At 35.4% G+C, this 16,590-nt stretch carries 21 protein-coding genes; 7 read left to right on the forward strand and 14 right to left on the reverse strand.

Annotation, left to right across the window (positions count from 1 at the left end):
- Positions 1–15: 15 nt before the first annotated feature.
- Together nrdG and NLJ82_RS17025 are read right to left on the reverse strand one after the other, a co-directional pair.
- Positions 16–468, reverse strand: coding sequence for an anaerobic ribonucleoside-triphosphate reductase activating protein (gene nrdG, locus NLJ82_RS17020; protein WP_000867064.1), 453 nt, complete (start codon positions 466–468; stop codon positions 16–18).
- Positions 465–2,321, reverse strand: coding sequence for an anaerobic ribonucleoside triphosphate reductase (locus NLJ82_RS17025; RefSeq protein WP_000939613.1), 1,857 nt, complete (start codon positions 2,319–2,321; stop codon positions 465–467). The genes nrdG and NLJ82_RS17025 overlap by 4 nt, the downstream gene beginning before the upstream one ends.
- Positions 2,322–2,546: 225 nt before the next feature.
- Between NLJ82_RS17025 and plsY the strand changes: the two genes are divergently transcribed.
- Entirely contained in the window at positions 2,547–3,143 is a 597-nt protein-coding gene (plsY, locus tag NLJ82_RS17030) for a glycerol-3-phosphate 1-O-acyltransferase PlsY (protein WP_000258965.1), read from the forward strand.
- A gap of 108 nt (positions 3,144–3,251) precedes the next feature.
- The gene (locus tag NLJ82_RS17035) at positions 3,252–3,542 is read left to right on the forward strand and encodes a HesB/YadR/YfhF family protein (RefSeq protein ID WP_001054446.1); all 291 of its coding nucleotides are present in this window, start codon (positions 3,252–3,254) and stop codon (positions 3,540–3,542) included.
- A 26-nt stretch (positions 3,543–3,568) separates the two neighbouring features.
- Here the strand turns inward: NLJ82_RS17035 and NLJ82_RS17040 are convergent, their stop codons facing one another.
- Complete coding sequence (locus NLJ82_RS17040; RefSeq protein ID WP_000495815.1) at positions 3,569–3,988, reverse strand: acyl-CoA thioesterase; 420 nt, start codon at positions 3,986–3,988, stop codon at positions 3,569–3,571.
- Between the two features lie 109 nt (positions 3,989–4,097).
- Here NLJ82_RS17040 and NLJ82_RS17045 point away from each other — a divergent pair, with 109 nt between their 5' ends.
- On the forward strand, positions 4,098–5,390 hold the full coding sequence (locus NLJ82_RS17045; protein WP_000614837.1) for a glycoside hydrolase family 18 protein: 1,293 nt from the start codon (positions 4,098–4,100) through the stop codon (positions 5,388–5,390).
- Positions 5,391–5,418: 28 nt separating this feature from the next.
- Here the strand turns inward: NLJ82_RS17045 and tlp are convergent, their stop codons facing one another.
- The 5 genes from tlp to NLJ82_RS17070 all read right to left on the reverse strand — a co-directional run bounded on the left by tlp (position 5,419) and on the right by NLJ82_RS17070 (position 7,817).
- Positions 5,419–5,616 carry a small acid-soluble spore protein Tlp gene (tlp, locus tag NLJ82_RS17050; protein WP_001133509.1) on the reverse strand — a complete coding sequence of 66 codons (198 nt, stop codon included), beginning with the start codon at positions 5,614–5,616 and terminating at the stop codon, positions 5,419–5,421.
- A 99-nt stretch (positions 5,617–5,715) separates the two neighbouring features.
- Positions 5,716–5,850 carry an acid-soluble spore protein SspN gene (gene sspN, locus NLJ82_RS17055; RefSeq protein ID WP_000527987.1) on the reverse strand — a complete coding sequence of 45 codons (135 nt, stop codon included), beginning with the start codon at positions 5,848–5,850 and terminating at the stop codon, positions 5,716–5,718.
- A 43-nt stretch (positions 5,851–5,893) separates the two neighbouring features.
- Positions 5,894–6,037 carry an FbpB family small basic protein gene (locus NLJ82_RS17060; protein WP_254754528.1) on the reverse strand — a complete coding sequence of 48 codons (144 nt, stop codon included), beginning with the start codon at positions 6,035–6,037 and terminating at the stop codon, positions 5,894–5,896.
- 139 nt (positions 6,038–6,176) lie between these two features.
- A complete protein-coding gene (locus NLJ82_RS17065; protein WP_000526908.1) occupies positions 6,177–7,124 on the reverse strand; it encodes a 3'-5' exonuclease in 948 nt (315 codons plus the stop codon).
- Positions 7,125–7,241: 117 nt separating this feature from the next.
- Positions 7,242–7,817 carry a TlpA family protein disulfide reductase gene (locus NLJ82_RS17070; RefSeq protein WP_000269070.1) on the reverse strand — a complete coding sequence of 192 codons (576 nt, stop codon included), beginning with the start codon at positions 7,815–7,817 and terminating at the stop codon, positions 7,242–7,244.
- Positions 7,818–8,069: 252 nt separating this feature from the next.
- Between NLJ82_RS17070 and NLJ82_RS17075 the strand changes: the two genes are divergently transcribed.
- A complete protein-coding gene (locus NLJ82_RS17075; protein WP_001083878.1) occupies positions 8,070–8,309 on the forward strand; it encodes a hypothetical protein in 240 nt (79 codons plus the stop codon).
- Between the two features lie 41 nt (positions 8,310–8,350).
- Here the strand turns inward: NLJ82_RS17075 and NLJ82_RS17080 are convergent, their stop codons facing one another.
- Positions 8,351–10,066: an ABC transporter ATP-binding protein gene (locus NLJ82_RS17080; protein ID WP_002028147.1), complete on the reverse strand. Its 1,716-nt coding sequence runs from the start codon at positions 10,064–10,066 to the stop codon at positions 8,351–8,353.
- A gap of 51 nt (positions 10,067–10,117) precedes the next feature.
- A complete protein-coding gene (gene acnA / locus NLJ82_RS17085) occupies positions 10,118–12,841 on the reverse strand; it encodes an aconitate hydratase AcnA (protein WP_000238560.1) in 2,724 nt (907 codons plus the stop codon).
- Between the two features lie 291 nt (positions 12,842–13,132).
- On the opposite strand from acnA, the gene sspO reads away from it, so the two are divergent.
- A complete protein-coding gene (sspO, locus tag NLJ82_RS17090) occupies positions 13,133–13,282 on the forward strand; it encodes a small acid-soluble spore protein SspO (protein ID WP_000518051.1) in 150 nt (49 codons plus the stop codon).
- 41 nt (positions 13,283–13,323) lie between these two features.
- Here sspO and pdaB read toward each other — a convergent pair whose 3' ends face one another.
- Positions 13,324–14,049 (reverse strand): polysaccharide deacetylase family sporulation protein PdaB, encoded by a 726-nt coding sequence (pdaB, locus tag NLJ82_RS17095; protein WP_140418911.1) that lies wholly within the window; start codon positions 14,047–14,049, stop codon positions 13,324–13,326.
- Between the two features lie 44 nt (positions 14,050–14,093).
- Complete coding sequence (locus NLJ82_RS17100; protein WP_001146297.1) at positions 14,094–14,357, reverse strand: hypothetical protein; 264 nt, start codon at positions 14,355–14,357, stop codon at positions 14,094–14,096.
- 121 nt (positions 14,358–14,478) lie between these two features.
- Here NLJ82_RS17100 and NLJ82_RS17105 point away from each other — a divergent pair, with 121 nt between their 5' ends.
- Together NLJ82_RS17105 and NLJ82_RS17110 are read left to right on the forward strand one after the other, a co-directional pair.
- Positions 14,479–14,601 carry a small acid-soluble spore protein P gene (locus tag NLJ82_RS17105; RefSeq protein ID WP_000042141.1) on the forward strand — a complete coding sequence of 41 codons (123 nt, stop codon included), beginning with the start codon at positions 14,479–14,481 and terminating at the stop codon, positions 14,599–14,601.
- Between the two features lie 124 nt (positions 14,602–14,725).
- Entirely contained in the window at positions 14,726–15,112 is a 387-nt protein-coding gene (locus NLJ82_RS17110; protein ID WP_000516746.1) for an Hsp20/alpha crystallin family protein, read from the forward strand.
- Between the two features lie 43 nt (positions 15,113–15,155).
- Here NLJ82_RS17110 and NLJ82_RS17115 read toward each other — a convergent pair whose 3' ends face one another.
- Positions 15,156–15,677, reverse strand: a complete 522-nt coding sequence (locus tag NLJ82_RS17115) for an MFS transporter (RefSeq protein ID WP_000676815.1) — start codon at positions 15,675–15,677, stop codon at positions 15,156–15,158.
- 332 nt (positions 15,678–16,009) lie between these two features.
- On the reverse strand, positions 16,010–16,576 hold the full coding sequence (locus tag NLJ82_RS17120; protein ID WP_001181681.1) for an SMI1/KNR4 family protein: 567 nt from the start codon (positions 16,574–16,576) through the stop codon (positions 16,010–16,012).
- Positions 16,577–16,590: the final 14 nt, after the last annotated feature.

Consider the following 16,590-nt stretch of genomic DNA (forward strand, 5'->3'; position numbering starts at 1 on the left):
ATCTATCCCGCCTTTTTACTCTTTCAATCGAATAATACGTTGATTGGAGCTTCCGCGAAATGGAAGTGTTAAATCTTTTTTCTCGATTTCAAATCTTCCATCGACTAAAACATCCCCATAATGTAACAACTCTATCATATCATTATTTTGAGAACTCTGTATCTCTTCTAACGTATAACCTGTATACATCCATAAATTTTTTTTCAAATCTTTCACTGCTCTTGCTACTTGTTTCACTTCAGCAGCTTGAAAAAATGGATCTCCACCTGAAAATGTTACATCAGTTAATGGATTACTTGCAATCTCTTTCACAATTTCTTCTACTGTCATTTCAGTTCCATTACAAATATTCCACGATTTTGGATTATGGCAACCGAAACAACGATGCGGACAGCCCGCAAAAAACACGACTGTCCGCAACCCTTCTCCATCTACTACACTATCATGAATGATGTTCATCACTTTCATTTATGCTTCACCCGATCCATCTCTTCACTACGTTTCGCACTATTCCACTTCGACATATCTCCTACAAGATAACCTGTTATACGGCGAATTCTTTCTATGTTAGCCTCATCTTCATTTCCGCAGCTCGGACATTCATTTCCAATAACTCCGTGATAACTACAGCACTTACAACGGTCAACAGGGTGATTAATTGAACCGTATCCAACGCCATTCTCTGCCATCGCTTGTACAATTTGTTTTAATGCCTTCTTGTTATGCATTGCTGCTCCATCTAGTTCAATATACGTAATATGTCCCCCGTTACATAGAGCGTGGAACGGGCCTTCTAAACGAATTTTATTTATCGCTTGCATGTTATAATAAACTGGAATATGGAATGAATTCGTATAGTAATTATGATTAGTTATACCGCTAATCGCGCCAAATTCTTCCCTATCCTTTTTCACAAACTTCCCTGATAACCCTTCTGCAGGAGTTGCAATGACTGAGAAATTCAGTTCATGTTCTTCTGTCGCTTTATCCATTCTATCTCTCATAAAGGAAATAATTTCATATCCGAGTTTCCATGATTCTTCATCTTCTCCGTGATGCTTTCCTGTTAAAGCTACTAAACACTCCGCAAGACCGATAAAACCAAGACTTAACGTCCCTTGCTTTAAAATCGATGCTACAGAATCTTCAGGCTGTAACTTTTCTCCACCGCGCCATACACCTTGTGAATATAAAAATCGAAAATCTCTTGCTCGTTTCGTACATTGATACTCAAATCTCTCTAATAATTGCTGGATTCCTACATCTAAGTAATAATTTAACGCTTCAAAAAACGCTTCTTGTGAACCACTAATGAGTGCTAATTTCACTAAGTTAATGGACGTAAATGATAAATTCCCTCTTCCAATCGCCGTTTCTTCTCCATGTATGTTAGACATAACACGAGTACGACATCCCATGTAACATACTTCACTTTCCGGTCTTCCATCATAATGCACAGCATTAAATGGCGCATCTAAAAATGAAAAGTTAGGGAATAATCGTTCAGCCGTTGTCTCTAACGCTAATTCAAATAAATCATAGTTCGGATCACTTTCTTCAAAATTCACACCTTTTTTCATTTTAAAAATTTGAATAGGAAAAATTGGTGTTTCCCCTTTACCAAGACCAGCTTGTGTCGCTTTTAAAAGTTGTTTAATTAAAAGTCTTCCTTCTTTCGATGTGTCTGTTCCATAATTAATAGAAATAAACGGTACTTGTCCCCCGCCCCTACTATGCATACTATTTGAATTATGAATAAAAGCTTCACACGCCTGATACGTATCATTTTCTGTTTCTTTCCACGCAAATTCTTCTATTTGTTCTTTCGTAAGCGGATATGACTGTAATCGTTTCTTATGTCTCTCTACTGTTTTTCTCACATATGGAGCTAAATCAACATCAAAGAGTGCAAACGATTGACCACCGTGCTGCATATTTTGATTCGCTTGAAAAATAATAGATGAAAGAGCTAATGCACTTTTAATGTCTTGCGGTTGTCTCATATGTCCATGTCCGGTATGAAAACCGTTCGCAAGCATTTGCGCTAACGGAATTTGCGAACAAGTTGTCGTTCCAGTCGCATAAAAATCTAAGTCATGCGGATATAATATATTTTCATTTATCGCTTTTTTCACTGAATCTGACAATAAATTTTCAACAGCGTAATATTTCGCACTCTCAGATGCGAACGTTCCCATTACTCCCATCGGAGAGCGGCCGTCTACATTTGCATTTTCTTGCATTAAATCTTGTTCATTGCCGTGGACTATTGTCTCAAATACTCTCATTAATTCTTCTCCACGTGTATTTTTTTGTAACATTTATAACCCTCCACCAATATGTTGTTGTCTTTTGATTAAAATGTTACTACATATAGTCTTAGTGTTTCTGTGAGAAATGTAACATTCCTGTGAAATTTTTTGCACGAAATAATGAATTTTTCATTTACAAAAAAGAAATGTGCTCTTTACAAATGTATGGTACAATATACGGGAAAAACTCTTTTTACCCTTTATCAACACATTTGAATAAAGGAGACTGAACTTATGGTTACTACATATCTTTTATTTATCGTTGCCTACTTACTTGGCTCCATTCCATTTGCACTAGTCGTTGGAAAGATTGGTTATGGAATTGACATTCGTGAGCACGGAAGCGGTAATTTAGGCGGAACAAATACATTCCGCACACTAGGGAAAAAAGCAGGTTTTATCGTTACAATTGCTGACATTTTAAAAGGTACATTAGCAACGAGTCTACCGATTATTTTCGCGTTAGACATTCATCCACTATGGTTCGGATTAGCAGCTGTTCTTGGACATGTGTATCCGATTTTCGCGAAATTCCGTGGTGGTAAAGCAGTTGCAACTTCTGCTGGCGTGCTATTATGCTACTCACCAGTTGTTTTTGCAATTTTAGCTGTTGTCTTTTTCAGCCTTTTATTTACAACAAGATACGTATCACTTTCTTCTATGGTAACAGCTGTCGTTGCCGTTATCGCATCAATTGTTAGCGGGGATAAAATCTTCATTATTGCGATGTGTTTATTAGCAGGTATGGTTATTTATAAACACCGTGCAAATATTGGACGAATTATAAATAAAACTGAACCGAAAGCAAACTTTTCAAAAAAGCAAAAATAAGATCGTAACCCACATAACGCAAAAAGAAAACGTGAAGCATATTAATAGCGTCTTTTTGCGTTATTTTTTATACTAAAGAAAAAGCAACATAATTTGGAGGAACTATACATGAATCTTTCCGTAACAAAAGAAGCAGCACAATGGTATAAAAACGAATTAAACTTACAATCGGGTGAAACACTGCGCCTTTTCGTACAATATGGCGGTTGTAGTACTGTGCAAAAAGGACTTTCTTTAGGTATTCGTAAAGATGATCCTGCACATCCTGCTGTTCAAATTCAAGAAGAAGGTATTAACTTCTTTATTGAAAGCGATGATGAATGGTTCTTCGATGGACATAATTTATCTGTTACATTTAACGACGGTGATGATTTCCCGCAATTTAATTATGAAAAATAAAAAAACGTGGCTTCCGCCACGCTTTTTTATTTTTTCTTAATTTCCTCATATTTCGCATACCACTCTGGATAGAACTTTTTAAATGATACGGGCCTGAACCCTTCTTTTTTCGCACAAATATTTGTCGTACTTGCCGTAATACAAAGTTCACCTTCACCATTATATATTTCATATCCATATACAACGCGAAGCGGGCTCACTGTATCAACCCACGTTTTTACAATTGCTTTTTCCCCGTAACGCATTGCTTTACGATAAGAAATTTGCAAATCTAACACAGGAGAAATAATTCCTTCTTTCTCCATTTCAACATATGAAAACCCTAAATCTTGTATAAGTTTCGTGCGACCTAATTCAAGCCACACTAAATAGTTTGAATGGTAAACAACACCCATTTGATCTGTTTCCGCATAACGGATTTCAACTTCATGTTCTGCTACAAACATATATATTCGCCTTCTTTCACTTCTGCTACCTTGCATACATTTAATCATAATACAGTGAAATCAAAAATAAAATAAAAACAGTGAATCTTTTACCGAAAGGAGCAAGCATATGATTCAAATTGTAACGGTTCGTAGCGGTGATAGCGTATATAGCTTGGCATCAAAATATGGATCAACACCTGACGAGATAGTAAAAGACAATGGATTAAATCCAGCTGAAACACTCGTTGTTGGTCAGGCACTGATCGTGAATACGAAAGGGAATAATTATTATGTACAGCCTGGCGATAGCCTATATCGAATCTCTCAAACATATAACGTTCCTCTCGCTAGTTTAGCTAAAGTGAATAACTTATCTTTAAAATCCATTCTCCACGTTGGACAGCAATTATATATACCGAAAGGGACGAAACGTGCAGTAGAATCCATCGCTTATTTACAACCTTCCACTATACCTATTAAAGAAAGTTTAGTTAATGCTACACGTGCTATTAATCCATTTTTAACATACTTAGCTTACTTCAGCTTCGAGGCAAAAAGAGATGGTACGTTAAAAGAACCAACTGAAACAGCTAAAATCGCTAATATTGCAACGCAAGGTAATACCATCCCTATGCTCGTTATTACGAACATCGAAAACGGAAATTTCAGTGCCGATCTAACATCCGTTATTTTACGGGACGCAACAATCCAAAACAAATTTATTACAAATATTTTGCAAACTGCTGAGAAGTACGGTATGCGAGATATTCATTTCGATTTTGAGAGTGTTGCACCCGAAGATCGCGAAGCGTATAATCGTTTTTTACGAAATGTGAAAACACGCTTACCTAACGGATACACATTAAGTACAACGCTTGTACCGAAAACAAGTTCCAATCAAAAGGGAAAATTTTTCGAAGCTCACGATTATAAAGCACAAGGACAAATTGTTGATTTCGTCGTCATTATGACATATGACTGGGGATGGCAGGGCGGACCACCGATGGCAATCTCTCCTATCGGCCCTGTAAAAGAAGTACTTCAATACGCAAAATCTCAAATGCCTCCTCAAAAAATTATGATGGGGCAAAATTTATACGGATTCGATTGGAAACTTCCGTTCAAACAAGGAAACCCACCAGCAAAAGCAGTTAGCTCTGTTGCAGCTGTTGCACTTGCTCGTAAATACAATGTTCCTATCCGCTATGATTTCACAGCTCAAGCTCCACATTTCAATTACTTTGACGAAAACGGTGTACAACACGAAGTTTGGTTTGAAGATGCGAGATCTATTCAAAGTAAATTCAATTTAATGAAAGAACAAGGCATTGGCGGTATTAGTTATTGGAAGATTGGCTTGCCATTTCCACAAAATTGGCGTTTACTCGTTGAAAACTTTACAATTACGAAAAAGGGCTGACAAAAGTCAGCCCTTTTTGTACATTCTGTTAAGATTCATCTTTGATTTCACTTTTTAATGAGTCAATACTTTCTAAACGCCTTTGATTTTTTGCTTCAATAGCAGAACGGTCTTTTTCATTAGAAAGCTCCGCTGTTTCTTTTGCTTCATTAAAGTTATCAATTGTATTTTGCACCATTTCTTGTAACTTTTCAGCGTTATCACTTCGATTATCTGGATTTGGCATGTACTTTCCTCCTAATATTGTATATACACACCATCTTAAATTACCTATCTTCCCTCAAATTTATACATAAAAAAGGAGAATACAATATTCTCCTTTTCTTTAACCGTTATCAACAATCGGTTGTTTGCCCGTTTGGTCTTGCATTTGCTTTCCTTTATTGCCACCAGCTTTTTTTGATTGTGTTCCAATATGATTCGGTGCAAAGTCTTTTGAATTCTTTTTCGGATTACCCATTACTATCGCCTCCTTAACAGTAGTATCGTACTAGTGTTAAGAATTATTCAGTTTGCTTAAAAAGTTTCATTTCATAACGTTTTTCAATACGCTCTTCAATGCGATCGATTGCATCGCGATCGCTTAATAATTGTTGTTTATTTTCTTTCACAAGCTCGTCAAACGATTTACGGCGACTTCTTCTCATGCTGTTCACCCTCTCTCCTTCGCTTTCTTATTACATAGTATGAGCAAAGGAAAAACTATTTAATCAGATTTGCAAGAAAATTTTATGTTTTAGTACTCCTAAAAAAACTCCGTGTACAGTAAAATGTACACGGAGTTTTTTACACCATAATATTCAAATATTCTTTTAGTTTTTCATCTGCATTCATTTCACTTTGTTTATAATCATGCAGCGCTTGCAATACAAAATCATACTGTTCTAAAATATAACTTTCTAATTTCAGGACGTCCTCTAAGCTATTAAGCATAATTCTCGTGTTACCAACTTCACTTTTTAACGCCGGTTCACAGGCTAAACTCGTACATATTTCTTTCACATCATCTTCTAATATGTCTGTTAATACGTATTTCTTTCGCCCTTTTACCTTTAATCTCATAACTGGATAAAAAGCTTTTATATCTAAATAGCTTCCTACATTCATGCAACGAATCCATTCAATATCACGTTTATTTCGTACAAGTATCTCTTTTACCGCTTCATATACTGCTGTTTCATCAAGTACTTCTGTATTCGATTTCCTTTTCGCCTCTTCTTCAATAAAGGCACATTTTTGATAAACTGCTGCACAAGTAATACAATCATCAAATGCATTATGAGAACTTAAACGAATTCCAAGCATTCGCTTTAACGTTTCAAGTTTATGATTAGGCGCGTGCTTCATATATTTCTTTGCTAGAAACACAGTATCAATCACTTTATTTTGTGGTTCCGGTAAACCAAGCATATTCACATTACTTTTCAAAAAGCGCATATCAAAAGATGCATTATGAGCGACAATTACATTTGTATGTAAAAATGCTAAAAATAAAGGTAACACTTCTTCAATCGTCGGTGCATCCGAAACACGATAATTTGTAATACCTGTTAAACTCGTTATTCGGTCCGGAATTGGACGCTCCGGATTCACATAGGAAACAAATTGATCTACTAGTTCATGATTACGATATTTCACTGCTGCCACTTGAATGATCTTATCATTATAAGGATTAAATCCTGTTGTTTCAAAGTCAATTACAACATAATCTAACGGTAAGGATATATTCCCCACTCCAAATACACTCCTTTATCTTTCAACGTTTATATTTCTTTTATCATACCATGCAGTTATCACTACGTGAAAAAGAAAAGGCAGAAATGATTATATTTCATCTCTACCTTTTCACTGTTATTTTAATTTGGCAATCCGTTTCTCCATCTCTTTTTGCGTCATCGGCCCAATAAACTTATCTTGAATGACACCTTTTGTATCTATAAAATACGAAGTTGGGATCGTAATGACTTTATACGCTGTTGTTACATCAATGTTCTTATCCAATAAAATAGGAAAAGTAATTCCTTTTTCCTTAGCAAAATTACTTACCTTTTCTATCCCCCCGCCTTTTTCTGAAGGCGTATAATTTATTGCTAAAATTTCTACATTTTCTTTATGTTCTTTATAGAAAGCCTCCATATCTGGCATTTCTTGCTGACAAGGCCCACACCACGTTGCCCAAAAGTTTAAAATCGCTTTCTTTCCTTTTAAATCTGATAACTTTACATTCGTTCCATCTAACTTCGTTAATTCAAAGTCTGGCGCACTCTTCCCTATTTCAATACCATTACTTGCAATCATTTCTTTCATAGCAGCTTCACTTTTTGTTTGCTCCCCTTGCACTACCTGATCGTTTTTACCAAACTGTTCATAAGCTGCATATCCCGCTAAACAAAGTAACACTACAATAATCGTAAGCTTCCTCCACATTTTATATCACCCTAACGTATTTATCTTCTTATAACTTAATCACTCAAATACTATATACCTTATTTTAGCTTATACGGACAAGCTTGGAAATATTCACAGTCGAAATAATTAGAATATTCTTATTTAAAGTGCATTTTTTTCCTTTTTATCATATAATTAGAAAAATAAATGCAGTGTTGTTTATTTTCTTATGGACCTATTCACCTTTTTACTTTCGTAGTTATATAAACTTCAACAAAAGGGGGATTTTTTATGAATTCATTCGAAAAAATAACATTATATATTCTTAGTTTTCTTTTATACCCAATCGGTATTATTACATGGATCATTTCACTCTTTAGTAACGATCTTGAAAAAAAGAAAGTAGGGCGTATTTGTCTCTACGTTTCTCTAGTCTCATTCGTCCTTTTCTTAATTCTTGGAATTGCCACTTTCCTTATGACTGCTACTTTTAACGTTGATCTAAATCACTCCGAATCTATCGAGTATTAACTAAATGACGGTGAATAAAGATTAGAGCATTGCTCTTATCTTTATTCACATCTCTTAAAAAATGAATGACTATTTATTAATTTTTCAGGACTTCCACATGCTACAATACTTCCTTCTTTCATGATGACAACGCGATCTGCTAGTATTACTTTCTCTACATCATGCGTAGCCACAATTCTCGTGACCTCGCCTCCCAGCCCTTCTATCATATTCCAAACAATTTCTTGATTGCTCGGATCTAATCCGGCAGTCGGTTCATCTAAAATAATAAGATTTGGATTTGAAACAATTGCTCGCAGTAATGCAAGACGTTTCCTTTCTCCTCCCGAAAACTCTTCACCACTTTTATGTAATACAGTTTGAATCCCTTCAGGCAAGTCCCTAATAATTGATGTTCCATTTACAAGTTCAATATTTTTTTCTAACTGGTGTTCTATATACTCTTCACCGAAATACATATTCTCTTTTACTGTCGTCCGAAAAAAACGTGGTTCTTGCCACACTGTAGTCAATCGAGCCTCATTTCCATAATAAGCAACGCTACCGTTAGATGGTTTATACAAGCCTGCCATTAATTTTAAAAGCGTTGTTTTTCCTGCACCACTTTCTCCTACAATCATAATGAGTTCACCAGGTTTAATTTGCAAATCAATATTATAAATTCTGCATTTCTCTTCATCATTCTCCTGAAATGAAACATTTGTTAATGTCATCCCCATCGCTCTTTCTACATTACTATTTGCCACTCGTTTATCTAAAAAGGAAAAAACTCTATTTGCCGAAGCAATTGCAACTTGTGTCATCATTAATAAATCGCCCACATAACGGACAGGGAAAAAGAGCATTTCAATTGTCGCTAACACTGCAACAAGTGAACCAACTTCTATTTCCCCCTTCATTATTTTTTGCACACCTACAATGAGAACAACGATATATGCTCCTGTTTCCATCACCGTTCCAACTACCCCAATGCAATGTTGCATCATCGTCTTCTTTACTTCTGTTTTATAAGATTGTGCTGTTACTCTCTTAAATAAGCGAATGGCCCATTTTTCTTTTTGTAAACTACGCAAATCTTGTACTCCTTTTACAAACTGTGACACCATCTCTACAACAGTTGACTGATTGTTTTGAGCAATACTTGCAATATTTCTTACCTTTTTCCCCATCAATATCGGAACCGTTGCACTTAAAAATAAAAACGGAGTTACCCACAATATAAACTGTATATCTATATGTTGTAGTGCTATGAACGCACCTATAAATTGTGCAATGGCATGTATATATTCTATTAATATAGAACCATATAATCTGACCCAGTTTGGAATATCAGACACAACTAACGTTTCTAACTCTCCTTGTTTGATTTTCTCACTCTCTTCAAATGGTAATAAGAAAAAATGGCGCAATACATCTATACGCTTCTTTTGCAATATTCGTTGACTTGCTTTTGAGCTTACATAATCAAATGAAAGATTGTTCACCCACATCAACAAGCGGCTAACTGTAAACAAAGTAATGTAAAAATACGCTCCCTTCAGCTCTCGTTGAATTAGGTTATCTACAATTAGTCCCATGAATAGCGGACGGGATAGATTTAAAATAGCTGCAAAAATCCCACTGCATACTGCTGCTATTACTAATATTTTTTCTTTCTGTAACGGTAACAAAATTCTTTTATATTCTTTCATAATATCCCCTCCATTTTTTATAGTAAAAAGAAAGGGATGAAACCATTTGGTTTCATCCCTTTCCATAAAATAAGGAAGCTAACAGTTGTTAGCTTCCTTATCATTCATTTCAATTGTTTAGTTTGACACTTTAGACTCTTCGATTTTCTCACGAAGAACCATTTGCAGAATACCACCGTGACGGTAGTAGTCAATTTCTACTTCACTATCGAAACGAGCTACTACTTCAAATTGTTTTTCGTTGCCATCTGCATCAGTTGCAACTACTTTTACAAGATCGCGTGGTTTAACTGTTTTGTCGATTTGAATTTCAAATGACTCGTTACCAACAAGACCTAATGTTTCAGCGCTTTCACCATCTTTAAATTGAAGCGGTAATACGCCCATTAACACTAAGTTACTGCGGTGAATACGCTCGAAGCTTTCTGCGATTACTGCTTTAATACCTAATAAGTTTGTACCTTTTGCAGCCCAGTCACGAGAACTTCCCATACCGTAATCTTTACCTGCAACAACTAGAAGGCCTGTGCCGTCTTCTTTATATTTCATAGCAGCATCATAGATTGATGTTACTTCACCAGTTGGCCAGTATGTTGTATATCCGCCTTCTGTGCCTGGTGCAATTTGGTTTTTAATACGGATGTTCGCGAATGTACCACGCATCATCACTTCATGGTTACCACGACGAGAACCGTAAGAGTTAAAGTCAACTGGTTGTACGCCGTTTTCTAATAAGTAGCGTCCAGCTGGTGTATGCTTACCGATTGAACCTGCTGGTGAAATATGGTCTGTCGTTACAGAGTCACCAAATTTACCAACTACGCGTAAGCCTGATAACGTTTCAACTTCACCTGGCTCTTTAGATAAACCTTCAAAGAATGGTGGATTTTGAATGTATGTTGAATCATTATCCCAAGTATATAAAGCTTCATTTGAAGTTTGGATTTCATTCCAACGCTCATTGCTATTAAATACTTGTGCATATTCTTTTTTGAATAGTTCAGATGTAACAACGCTTTGAACTACATCTTCAATTTCTTTAGCTGATGGCCAAATATCGTTGAAGTAAACAGCATTGCCATTTGCATCTTTACCGATTTCATCATTTTTCAGGTCAATATCAACAGTACCTGCAAGTGCATATGCCACAACAAGTGGTGGTGATGCTAAGTAGTTCGCTTTTACAAGTGGATGAATACGACCTTCAAAGTTACGGTTACCAGATAAAACAGATGTTACTAATAAGTCGTTTGCTGCGATTGCTTCTTCTAATTCTGGCGCTAATGGACCAGAGTTACCGATACAAGTCGTACAGCCGTAACCAACTGTTTGGAAACCTAATTGATCTAAATATGTTGTTAAACCAGACTTATCTAAGTACTCTGTAACAACTTTAGATCCTGGTGCTAATGATGTTTTTACGTATTCAGGTACTTTAAGTCCTTTTTCAATTGCTTTCTTCGCAACTAGACCTGCTCCAATTAATACGTACGGGTTTGATGTATTTGTACAGCTTGTAATTGCAGCGATTGCAATTGCACCTGTTTTCATCGTTACTTCTTTATCTTCTAATGTAACCTTCACCTCTTTATCGAACTCTTGCTCATTAAATCCAAGTCCTTGTGTTCCAACTGGTGCTACAACAGCTTTGTGGAACGCATCTTTCATATCTGAAAGTGGAATTAAATCTTGTGGGCGTTTCGGTCCAGAAAGGTTAGATTCAATTGTATTTAAATCAATTTCAACAAGATCAGTGTAAATTGGATCTTTGCTGTCTGCTGTATAGAATAAACCGTTTGCTTTACAGTATTCTTCAACAACTCGAATTTGCTCTTCATCTCTACCTGTTAAACGTAAGTATTCTAATGAAATATCATCGATTGGGAAGAATCCACAAGTTGCGCCGTATTCTGGTGCCATGTTTGAAATTGTTGCACGGTCAGCTAAAGGCATGCTCTTTAGTCCATTACCGAAGAACTCAACGAATTTACCAACTACACCTTTTTGACGTAATACTTGCGTTACTTTTAATGCAACGTCAGTTGCTGTAGTACCACTTGGAAGTGTACCAGTTAATTTCACACCGATTACTTCAGGTACTGGGAAGTATGAAGGCTGTCCAAGCATTCCTGCTTCTGCTTCAATACCACCAACGCCCCATCCAAGAACACCGATACCGTTAATCATTGTTGTATGTGAGTCTGTTCCAACTAATGAATCTGGATATGCAACTAAGTCACCTTCCGCATTTTTCACAGCATGAACAACTGGTGCTAAATATTCAAGGTTTACTTGGTGTACAATACCTGTAGCTGGTGGAACTGCACGATAGTTATCAAATGATTTTTGTGCCCAGCTTAAAAATTTATAACGTTCTTCATTACGTTTAAACTCTAAGTCCATGTTGAATGCAAGCGCGTCTGCCGTACCCGCTCTATCAACCTGTACAGAGTGATCAATTACAAGGTCTACAGTAATTTCTGGATTAATTTTATCAGGATCCCCACCCATGTCTGCCATTGCTTTACGAAGCGAAGCCAAATCAACAACAGCTGGAACACCAGTGAAATCTTGTAAAATTACACGAGATGGTTTAAATGGAACATCGATATCTTGCACATCTTTCGTTCCCCATTTCGCTAAATTTGTAACATGCTCTTCTGTAATTACACGTCCGTCTACTTGACGAAGTACTGATTCAAGTAAAACTTTCACGGAATATGGTAATTGAGATACGTTGCCAACCCCTGCGTTTTCAAGCGCTTTCAAATCATAATAATGATACGTTTTTCCATCTACTTCAAAAGTTGCGCGTGATTGAAATGGATTATGTTTGACCATTATGTTTCCCCCCTGTTAAACGTGACTAAGTTGTCTGAATATAAAATGTAGACAAACTTTTCAATACCTTACGATAATATCTTATTACAACTTTCTAAATAAGTAAATAATAAGAAACTTATAGATTATCATAAGTTTTCTTTATGTTTCTAAATTTGAATAGTGTTCATGCTCCTTATGAATACTATTACCATAAAGTAAAGTGCTCTATTAGCGCTTTACTTACAGTTCATACATACTATGAACTGCTCATCATTCAACTTACAAAAAAAGTTATAGAGGTGAAATAAAATGGGTAAAAGAAAAGCAAATCATACTATTTCAGGAATGAATGCGGCATCTGCACAAGGACAAGGTGCTGGTTATAACGAAGAGTTTGCAAATGAAAACTTAACTGCTGCAGAACGACAAAATAATAAGAAACGCAAAAAGAACCAGTAACGAAAAATCCCAAAAGGAACATTCACCTTTTGGGATTTTTTCTAATGTTTATAACGTAACAATTCCGAAACCTTTACAAATCGATAGCCTTGCTTTTGAAGCTCCGGTAAAATTTTTGCTAGCGCTGCTACTGTTTGACTACGATCATTTCCTCCATCATGTAACAATACAATATCTCCACTTTTAGCATGTTTCACTACATGATTTACAATGGATTCAACACCTGGATTTGCCCAATCACGTGGGTCTTGGTGCCATGACCATAGTACAGTTTGATACCCAGCTTCTTTCGCTGTTTTAAATACAGCATCGTTAATATATCCACCAGGTGGACGGAATAACAAAGGTTCTTTTACCCATTTCTCAAAATATTTCTTTCCATCTAAAATATCTTTTTTTAATTTTTCATCTGATGAACTATTCGCATATAAATGATTCATCGTATGATTTCCAATTTCATGTCCCTCTTTCAACACTTGTTTTACTAAATATGGATTGCGCTGCACTCGAAATCCGATCATAAAAAATGTCGCTTCCGCTTTATATTGACGTAATAAATGTAAAACTTGTGTTGTATAAGTTGGATCTGGTCCATCATCAAATGTAATGGCAATAATCTTTTCATTATTAGGTACTTCCCACGTTACATAGCCAGTTGGTTCTAGCTCTTTTCTGAGCAACATTTTCGCTTCCACTTTTTCCACTTGAAATATATGTACTGCGCATAGTAAAGAAAAAATTACTAAAAAAACTTTCTGTTTTAGCATAATATTCATTAAAGTAAGAGATTGTCGAACACCAACAATCTCATTTACTTTTCTAATTGATCTACATTTCGCATAATGTTTTGGAGATTACTTTCATATTGCTCAAGTTGTGGACGTTGTGTTTCTGAAGCTACCTCTAGTGCATTTTGAATTTGTTCATATGCTTCCTGAACCTCTTGGCGTAATTCTTTTAAATCATGACCGTAGTTTGGATCATTTTTCACAATGTTGTTAAATGCATTTTCTGCTTGTGTAACGCCTTGCTGCGCCGCTTGAAAAGCTTGTTGCTTATCTTTATGATATGGCATTATACAATCCCCTTTCCATAATAGTTAGTCCCACTTATCTTTACCTTTTTTTCTAAAAACATTCTCGTATAAATTTGCAAACTTCTCTCATTCTAAAAAGAAAGAGGAGGTGTCACAAACAATGAGCAAAAACAATCGTGAAGCGAAAGAAAAAAAAGGACAACCCGAACCATTAAGCGGATCTCATAAAGTAAAAAACCGTAATCATTCACGTCAAAAACATCATGCACATCATGATATGTAAAACAAAAAATGCACACTAGCTACCTTTTCCACATACAATGTTTATATTTTTCCATTTATTCTTCACCCCTACTTCATTCATGCATAACATAGTATGAATTGAGATTTTACGGAGGGTGTCTTACATGGGCAAGAAAAAGAAGGATTGTCTTTTTCATGTTGATGGTTTCGAAGAATGGATGGATCAGTTTTGTTCTGATTCTTGTAGCAACTTTAGTTTCCCAAATCAAATTCATATTGACCTTTGTGAAACGGAACAAGAATACATTTTGGAAACAGATGTACCAAATGTGACAGAACAAAATGTAGTCATTAAAAAGATGAAGACAGGCCTAAACATTTGCATACTTCATAAAAATATTTCTTTGCAGAGGATCATTCCTTTACCCGATAATATTATTTATAAAAAGATGCTAGCCTGCTTAGAGAATGGATATTTAGCCATTCATATTTCCAAAAACGAAGTAGCTAATAAACATGAAAAGAAAGTTCTTTTTCAAATTGAGAATTAAAATAAATACAAAAATAAGCCCCAGTCGTTGACTGGGGCTTATTTTATTTCGCATGTACTTCCATATTAGAATTTCTGTCATATCTTTTTTTCAATAAACCTTTTGTAACTAAAAGTACAGGAAATGCTACAGTTGAAAATATAGCTAGCGCTGAAAAGACACTAAATCCATTTTGGTACCCGTAGTAATCGAGGAGTACTCCCCCAAACCACGGACCAATTACTGTTCCAATTCCCGAAAACCCCATTGCTCCAAAATAGGTTCCTTTTAAATGTGAGACAGCTATACTATCTATAAGTACAAACACCCAAGCGATCATGGACCATATTATAATCGTATTTCGGCCGAACCGATCCGATAAATTCCCTCCAATAAAACTAGCAAACACCCCAACAAGTGCACTCATTCCGATAATAGCACCCGTCATTCCTGCTGATACACCTTTCACAGTCGTTAAATAAATTGCTAAAAAAGGAATACTCATTGACGTGGCAAACCTCGCAAATAAAGTCCCTATTATAATTGTTATTCCTAACGGATGAATTTTTTGCAACTTCCCCTTCATCTTAAAAACCTACTCTCCCTGTTCTTACATAAAAAAAGAAAGCAAAGGTTTCTGATATTATCCCCTTTCATATATATTCTTCCACACAATCATCCATATCCTTATATATTGTTTTCGTGAAAAGGTATCAAAAAATACTATTTCGTAAAATTGGTAATTTGTATAGAGGAAGATACAGGATAATTAACTTCATCATTTTAATTTTAAGTATTTCTCCCCCCTTAAACTTTACAAAAAAGATTTTCTTTTAAGAAAAGATACTTAAAAGAAAATCTTTTTGATTATAAATGCCATTAAAATTAATTGAATTATTTATTCTGGGATTACTAAACTCAGTTTTCAGTTGTATTTATTTTATAATACTCTGCTGCTGTGTACATATTCCATCGCCAGAAACTAGATCCCTGAGATACAATATACCGGTCTAAAAAAATTTCAAAATTAGAATGGAGGGGATGTAAGTCTAATATATCATCTCCTAACAACAAATAATCTGGGCTATTACTTCTAGCTTTACTGTTATCAACTACTAAATAATTTTCATGCACATGTGCAATTGGATACACGTCTTTTGGTAGTTGTAGGTTACTATGTGTGACTTCTATTTCATTGAGAGAAAATATGCTTATACCACCACCTATATTTATATCCCCTTCCAATAACATTTCAAAGATGCGAGCTCCATTGTGTTGTTGTAAAAAGATTTTATAATCTATAGGTAATGTCCATTCAGTATTATTTTCGAATGATTTAATTTCTCTTTGTTCTACTGGTGAATTAAATGAACAAGTTACTGTACTAGTATTTCCTTGTTCATTTTGTAAATTTAATTTATTGTTTGCTTTACTTAATCTTTGTTTTAAGGAATCTAAACTTTTAAGAATGATAGTGTTTTGCATATTATTCACCTAAC

The sequence above is a fragment of the Bacillus paranthracis genome (assembly GCF_024296885.1).
Lineage (GTDB): Bacteria > Bacillota > Bacilli > Bacillales > Bacillaceae_G > Bacillus_A > Bacillus_A paranthracis.

What these genes read in the sequence shown, in the direction of transcription:
- nrdG (WP_000867064.1), bottom strand. Translation starts at nt 468, where the DNA reads ATGAAAGTGATGAACATCATTCATGATAGTGTAGTAGATGGAGAAGGG.
- NLJ82_RS17025 (WP_000939613.1), bottom strand. Translation starts at nt 2,321, where the DNA reads ATGTTACAAAAAAATACACGTGGAGAAGAATTAATGAGAGTATTTGAG.
- plsY (WP_000258965.1), top strand. Translation starts at nt 2,547, where the DNA reads ATGGTTACTACATATCTTTTATTTATCGTTGCCTACTTACTTGGCTCC.
- NLJ82_RS17035 (WP_001054446.1), top strand. Translation starts at nt 3,252, where the DNA reads ATGAATCTTTCCGTAACAAAAGAAGCAGCACAATGGTATAAAAACGAA.
- NLJ82_RS17040 (WP_000495815.1), bottom strand. Translation starts at nt 3,988, where the DNA reads ATGTTTGTAGCAGAACATGAAGTTGAAATCCGTTATGCGGAAACAGAT.
- NLJ82_RS17045 (WP_000614837.1), top strand. Translation starts at nt 4,098, where the DNA reads ATGATTCAAATTGTAACGGTTCGTAGCGGTGATAGCGTATATAGCTTG.
- tlp (WP_001133509.1), bottom strand. Translation starts at nt 5,616, where the DNA reads ATGCCAAATCCAGATAATCGAAGTGATAACGCTGAAAAGTTACAAGAA.
- sspN (WP_000527987.1), bottom strand. Translation starts at nt 5,850, where the DNA reads ATGGGTAATCCGAAAAAGAATTCAAAAGACTTTGCACCGAATCATATT.
- NLJ82_RS17060 (WP_254754528.1), bottom strand. Translation starts at nt 6,037, where the DNA reads ATGAGAAGAAGTCGCCGTAAATCGTTTGACGAGCTTGTGAAAGAAAAT.
- NLJ82_RS17070 (WP_000269070.1), bottom strand. Translation starts at nt 7,817, where the DNA reads ATGTGGAGGAAGCTTACGATTATTGTAGTGTTACTTTGTTTAGCGGGA.
- NLJ82_RS17075 (WP_001083878.1), top strand. Translation starts at nt 8,070, where the DNA reads ATGAATTCATTCGAAAAAATAACATTATATATTCTTAGTTTTCTTTTA.
- NLJ82_RS17080 (WP_002028147.1), bottom strand. Translation starts at nt 10,066, where the DNA reads ATGGAAAGGGATGAAACCAAATGGTTTCATCCCTTTCTTTTTACTATA.
- acnA (WP_000238560.1), bottom strand. Translation starts at nt 12,841, where the DNA reads ATGGTCAAACATAATCCATTTCAATCACGCGCAACTTTTGAAGTAGAT.
- sspO (WP_000518051.1), top strand. Translation starts at nt 13,133, where the DNA reads ATGGGTAAAAGAAAAGCAAATCATACTATTTCAGGAATGAATGCGGCA.
- pdaB (WP_140418911.1), bottom strand. Translation starts at nt 14,049, where the DNA reads ATGCTAAAACAGAAAGTTTTTTTAGTAATTTTTTCTTTACTATGCGCA.
- NLJ82_RS17100 (WP_001146297.1), bottom strand. Translation starts at nt 14,357, where the DNA reads ATGCCATATCATAAAGATAAGCAACAAGCTTTTCAAGCGGCGCAGCAA.
- NLJ82_RS17105 (WP_000042141.1), top strand. Translation starts at nt 14,479, where the DNA reads ATGAGCAAAAACAATCGTGAAGCGAAAGAAAAAAAAGGACAACCCGAA.
- NLJ82_RS17110 (WP_000516746.1), top strand. Translation starts at nt 14,726, where the DNA reads ATGGGCAAGAAAAAGAAGGATTGTCTTTTTCATGTTGATGGTTTCGAA.
- NLJ82_RS17115 (WP_000676815.1), bottom strand. Translation starts at nt 15,677, where the DNA reads ATGAAGGGGAAGTTGCAAAAAATTCATCCGTTAGGAATAACAATTATA.
- NLJ82_RS17120 (WP_001181681.1), bottom strand. Translation starts at nt 16,576, where the DNA reads ATGCAAAACACTATCATTCTTAAAAGTTTAGATTCCTTAAAACAAAGA.